General features: G+C 59.6%; 5 protein-coding genes. 2 read left to right on the top strand and 3 right to left on the bottom strand.

The annotated features are described in order from the left end of the window. On the top strand, positions 1-654 hold a 654-nt coding region (locus RIN13_RS19035; RefSeq protein WP_309108880.1), incomplete at its 5' end, for a GNAT family N-acetyltransferase. 700 nt (positions 655-1,354) lie between these two features. Here the strand turns inward: RIN13_RS19035 and RIN13_RS19030 are convergent. The 3 genes from RIN13_RS19030 to RIN13_RS19020 form a co-directional block, all read right to left on the bottom strand. After that, entirely contained in the window at positions 1,355-1,609 is a 255-nt protein-coding gene (locus RIN13_RS19030) for a DUF262 domain-containing protein (RefSeq protein WP_309108879.1), read from the bottom strand. 449 nt (positions 1,610-2,058) lie between these two features. Then, on the bottom strand, positions 2,059-2,529 hold the full coding sequence (locus tag RIN13_RS19025) for a hypothetical protein (protein ID WP_309108878.1): 471 nt from the start codon (positions 2,527-2,529) through the stop codon (positions 2,059-2,061). Between the two features lie 55 nt (positions 2,530-2,584). Further along, entirely contained in the window at positions 2,585-2,962 is a 378-nt protein-coding gene (locus RIN13_RS19020; protein ID WP_309108877.1) for a hypothetical protein, read from the bottom strand. Positions 2,963-3,104: 142 nt separating this feature from the next. On the opposite strand from RIN13_RS19020, the gene RIN13_RS19015 reads away from it, so the two are divergent. Beyond that, positions 3,105-3,248, top strand: coding sequence for a hypothetical protein (locus tag RIN13_RS19015; protein WP_309108876.1), 144 nt, complete (start codon positions 3,105-3,107; stop codon positions 3,246-3,248). Positions 3,249-3,498 lie beyond the last annotated feature (250 nt).

Raw genomic sequence — 3,498 nt, 5'->3', positions numbered from 1 at the left:
CGTCAGAAACCCTCTCACGCAGGCTCTGACCGAGTTAGATACCGAGAACGGGTTCTGACCAAAAGTATCCCTCAAACAGGCCGGGATGCTGTTCGGCAAGCCGAAAAGACTAGTCAGAATTGGTCGTTTTTGACGTGGGTAGCGTTGACGCCTGCCCGAATCCGCTTCGCGACACCGGCTGACTACGCTGCAGTCGAGGCGATCGAAAATGCCGCCGATCGGCTGCTCATTGATTGGTTGCTTCCTGAGCAGTGGCCGCTGGCCCCAGCTGGAGCCACGAGAGCGTCAGAGCCCGGATTCCTGCTGGTCGCTGAAGCTACCGATACAGACGCTGTCGTGGGCTTCGTGCACGTCATTGAGTCAGAGAAGATTGCCCACCCGGAGCAACTTTCGGTCTCACCCGAATATAGTCGTCGCGGATATGGGCGCATGCTGATCGATGCCGCAATGGAAGAAGCCCGAGGACGGAAACATAACCGGTTGACCCTGCGTACGTATGCCGATATCCCTTGCAATGCGCCTTTTTACTCGCGAGCCGGTTTTGCAGAGGAGGCGCCTTCGACTGACTTCCACCGCAAACTGGTCCAGGTTGAAGACAGCCTCGAATTTGCCAGGTACGGGCGTCGAGTACAAATGGTCGCAGTGCTGGAGTAGTTCCTTCCCATCCGTGTAGGCCCTGTGAGCGATCCTTCACCGGACAGGTGATCCGAGGGGGGCCCATGAATGCGTACTCTCGTTGCATGGGTGAGTTCATTCGCTATCAAAGCGCCGTCCCTAACCGTCGCGGACGATTTCCAGGAGTTTTCGCGATGGCCAACGGCCTTAGAAACGAAGGGCTTTTGGGTGAAGCAGATAAGCAATGGCTCCAAACTGCCAACGCCAACGCCAACGCGGCATATACGGACCCGGCCACCGTTGTAGCCGATTGCTACAACTCGGAGCTGAACCCTGGCGCCAGGTCGTGGTTCAAAGCCGAGTGCACACAACTTCTTGATATGACGGCTGCATACCTAGACCTACTCGACCGGCACAACATCCCCTGGATGGCGCTTCGCACCCGAAGCCCGGGCCGACTTGTCTACGAGGACGAAGTGCAAGTCGTAGCAGTCCCTCACACCTATCCAGACCATTGGCCGTTCCAACCAGCCCGGTAGAGGATCCTTGGGTTCTTACGGTGATTGCAACACTTAGCGGATGGGCGTTGTCATGGCGAGGTATTCGATCTACGTAAGACCGGATCTTCTGCAGCTGTTTTGGGCCGGGATGCAGGCCGGTGATTTCATCACGGACGCTGTTGTGCCGATCAATTCGAGCAGGAGGACAAGGCGCCGCGTCCTGGCCGAGGCCGGCGGTGTCAGGCCTCGCCGCGGCCGTGACTTGAAAGGCCGTTGTCTGAGCTTCGCCCAACGGGAAGAGATCGCGGTGATGCGTGCCCGGGGATGCCAAGCGTGAAAGGCATCTGCTGTACGACGAAAGCGCCGAGGAAGTGTGTGGCGGCCGGGTTCTTCTTGGTTAGCATATCAGCGAGCCGCGCTATGTCCTCCCACAGGGGCTGCCATTGCCGCTCCTTGGACCAGACGTAAGGGCGCTGGAAAAGAGGCACCACCATTCTCGAGGGCTGATGACCTTCGGGCGCTTGCGATTCACTACAGGCGGATGTGGCGTGGCCGGGGTACGGGAAGGGCTTCTTTCCAATTGGTGCGCCGACGCCCCGGGGCTGGCCCGAATAGCCAATCCCGTTTTGGCCTGGGGCGTAGGAGCTTGCACAGCACTGGTTTCTGGTCCCTATATAAGTGGGATAACCCCTACGCGCGCATACTCGGGTGATGTTCTTCCCGTGTGGAAGTTGCATCCGTAGAGCAAGACAGACAGACCCCTGACTTCGTTCGTGGCTGCTGATAATCACGGCCAGCCGCTGTATCGATCCGCGCTGTGATTCGTAGGCGGTGGGCTCTTGTAGACCCTGCTTGCTGGGATTCAGCCTCTCTTTGGTGTCGTGGCGGCTTGGTGCGTCGGTGTCTGCGGAACTGCTCGTCTTGGGAGAACATCGATCGAATCCTATCGGGACGTGTCGGGTCCGCCGGGACGCTCCTGTCCCAGCTCCAGGAGATCGATGTCCACCACTCCGGAAGTGCCCGGCTTGGGGGAGCCGCGCAGCTTGCGCAGCTGCGTCGCCTTGTACTCATCGCGGGCCAGTATGAACGCATAGGGAGTCACAAACCCACAGATGCCAATCGGCCACAAGGCGCCCCACTCGGGTGCCCCTCCTTCCCACAGGGGACGCTGGAACAGCCAGCACATGGCGATGAACAAGGTTGCTGAGAAGACCATAAGAATCCCCATGCCCCACCAGGTGCTGACCTGGGCCTGGCCCCGGCCGGGCGTAAAGCCGATCTCGTCTCCCGCGTAACTGAACAGCTCGCCGGTGCTGGTCTTGCGGAGAACCCGCTTCTCGCCGGCGGCGACTGCTCTCTTGTGTTCGGCGTAGACGGCATCGTTGCGCCGCTCACGCTCACGGTCGTAGACCATAGTCGTTCCTATCTTTGAAGAGGATCTGGGCAAGCGGGACAGCTTCAGCCTGTTTCTAGGCTGCTGGGCTGACGTGAACGATGGTCACGTGGGTTTCTTTGGTGCCATCGTAACGGAGGTCATAGTTCACACCCAGGCCCGTGTCAGTTCCCGAGGGCAGGGAATAGTCACTACTTGAACCGGACTCCTTCTCATTTGAGGTGATCCAGCGTTCCGCGGCGTCGGCGTCGATGCCGTAGCGATGTACGCCGTCCCGGATGTACCCGTAGTAGTCATCCCGGGAGGTTGTGGTGAGGAAATAGGTGACCTCACTGAAGTCCGATCGCGGGTGGAAGGTGTTGAAGCGGATCCTGTCGGTTTCGCCGTTGATCTCCCCCGAGGGCCCCACGATGGTGAGGTTGATCTTGCTGGACCAGCATCCGTCGCTCCTCAACAGCCCCCCCGGACCGGACCGCGGCCGCGGCCGCGACCAGGATAGCCGTCACGACGACGTCGTAAGCTTTGTTGGCAGTTCTGCAGAACGACCTCATGTCCGGGTAGGGCGGCTCGATTGTGCCCTGAAGGCGGAATGTCTCGTGGGCTTCGCCGGCGGCTTCGAAGCCGTTCAGACGGATGCCTTCCGCATCGTTGACGATCGGCAGGCCTTGGCCCTTCGGTCCGCAGACCGTCACGGAGGAGGCGCCGATGATCTTCCTGACGTCGGCAAGAATTTCTCGTGAGGCTTTCAGGCCGGGGAAGTAGCGCGTGCAGCCCATCAGTGCTCCTTGTGGTCCTGTCTGAATCCATCGTGATTCGTGTTGCCTATGTGCGGAGGTCCCTTATCGGGGCGCCGGTTAGCAGGGCCCCATCCGCATACATCGGAGGCCAAGACGAGTATGGACGAGTTGGCATAAGGTTCTGTCTGTCATGGTATTAGTCCGCGCATTGAAGCCGTAGAGGGCCTTCATGGAACTACCAGTCATCTTGAAA

Origin of the sequence: Arthrobacter sp., assembly GCF_031179985.1 — a bacterium.
Classification (GTDB): domain Bacteria; phylum Actinomycetota; class Actinomycetes; order Actinomycetales; family Micrococcaceae; genus Arthrobacter.
This window is presented reverse-complemented; position numbering and strand designations above follow the sequence as displayed.